Annotated in this window: 1 protein-coding gene; it reads right to left on the minus strand. The window is 71.8% G+C overall.

Features of this window, described 5'->3' with window-relative positions; all coding sequences use genetic code 11:
- The coding region (locus KS423_RS44565) for an Rne/Rng family ribonuclease (protein ID WP_224285383.1) at positions 1 to 1887 on the minus strand (1887 nt) is incomplete at both ends.

A 1887-nucleotide genomic window follows, 5' to 3' on the forward strand; every position in this document is an offset into this window, starting at 1 on the left:
CTCGACGGCCTGCGGCTCCTCGTGGCCCGCGCCGCCCTTGCCCCGGCGGCGGCGCTTGCCGCCGCCCGAGGCGGCCTCGCCCGCCGCCACGGGGGCGTGGACGTGGACGCTCGGCTGCTCCATGTGGACGATCACGCCGCGGCCGTTGCAGTGCACGCACGGCTCGGAGAAGGACTCCAGCAGACCCTGGCCGACCCGCTTGCGGGTCATCTGGACCAGGCCCAGCGAGGTGACCTCGGCCACCTGGTGCTTGGTCCGGTCCCGGCCCAGGCACTCCAGCAGGCGGCGCAGCACCAGGTCGCGGTTGGACTCCAGCACCATGTCGATGAAGTCGATCACGATGATGCCGCCGAGGTCGCGCAGCCGCAGCTGGCGCACGATCTCCTCGGCCGCCTCGATGTTGTTCCGGGTGACCGTCTCCTCCAGGTTGCCGCCCTGGCCGACGAACTTCCCGGTGTTGACGTCGATGACGACCATCGCCTCGGTGCGGTCGATCACCAGCGAACCGCCGCTGGGCAGCCAGACCTTGCGGTCCAGCGCCTTCATCAGCTGCTCGTCGATCCGGTAGGTGGCGAACACGTCCACCTCGGAGGTCCACCGCTGGAGCCGCTCGGCAAGGTCCGGGGCCACGTTGGAGACGTACTCGTGGATGGTCTTCCACGCCTCGTCGCCGGAGACGATGACCTTGCTGAAGTCCTCGTTGAAGATGTCGCGGACGACCCGGACGGTCATGTCCGGCTCGCCGTACAGCAGCGCCGGGGCGTTGCCGGTCGCGGCCTTCTTCTGGATGTCCTCCCACTGCTGCTGGAGGCGCTGGACGTCGCGGGTCAGCTCCTCCTCGGAGGCGCCCTCGGCCGCGGTGCGCACGATGACGCCCGCGTCGTCCGGGACGATCTTCTTGAGGATCTGCTTCAGCCGGGCGCGCTCGTTCTCCGGGAGCTTGCGCGAGATGCCGGTCATCGAGCCCTCGGGCACGTACACCAGGTAGCGGCCGGGCAGCGAGATCTGGCTGGTCAGGCGGGCGCCCTTGTGGCCGATCGGGTCCTTGGAGACCTGCACCAGCACGGACTGGCCGGACTTCAGCACCGACTCGATCCGGCGCGGGCCGCCGTGGCCGCCCAGCGCACCGAAGTTGACCTCACCGGCGTACAGCACCGCGTTGCGGCCCTTGCCGATGTCGACGAAGGCGGCCTCCATCGACGGCAGCACGTTCTGGACCTTGCCCAGGTAGACGTTGCCGACGTACGAGGTGGCCTGCTCCTTGTTGACGTAGTGCTCGACCAGCACGCCGTCCTCAAGCACGCCGATCTGGGTGCGCTGGCCGCTCTGGCGCACCACCATGACGCGCTCGACCGACTCCCGGCGGGCCAGGAACTCGGCCTCGGTGATGATCGGCACCCGGCGGCGGCCCAGCTCGCGACCCTCGCGGCGGCGCTGCTTCTTGGCCTCCAGACGGGTCGAGCCCTTGATGGACTGCACCTCGTCCGGGTCGAAGGACGGCTCGGTGGAACGGCGGCGCGGCTCGCGCACCTTCACCACCGTGCGGACGCCGTCCTCGGTGGTCTCGGCGGTCTCGACGGCACCGGTCTCACCGCTGCGGCGGCGACGGCGACGGCGGCGGCGCGACGAGGACAGGCCGGCGGCCAGCTCGTCGTCCTCCTCGCCCTCCTCCTCGGAGACGGCCTCGGCCGGCTCCTCGGCAGCGGGCTGCTCGGTCTCGGCGGCCTCGGCCGCCTCGAAGTCCTCGGCCTCGCCACGGCGACGGCGACGGCCGCCACGACGACGACGGCGCGACGGACGGCCGTCCTCCTCCCACTCGCCCTCGGTCTCCGGACCGGCGGCGGGGGCCCCCACGGCGGGCGCCTCGACGGCCGGAGCCTCGGCGGC

The organism is Streptomyces sp. LS1784, from assembly GCF_020103755.1.
Classification (GTDB): domain Bacteria; phylum Actinomycetota; class Actinomycetes; order Streptomycetales; family Streptomycetaceae; genus Kitasatospora.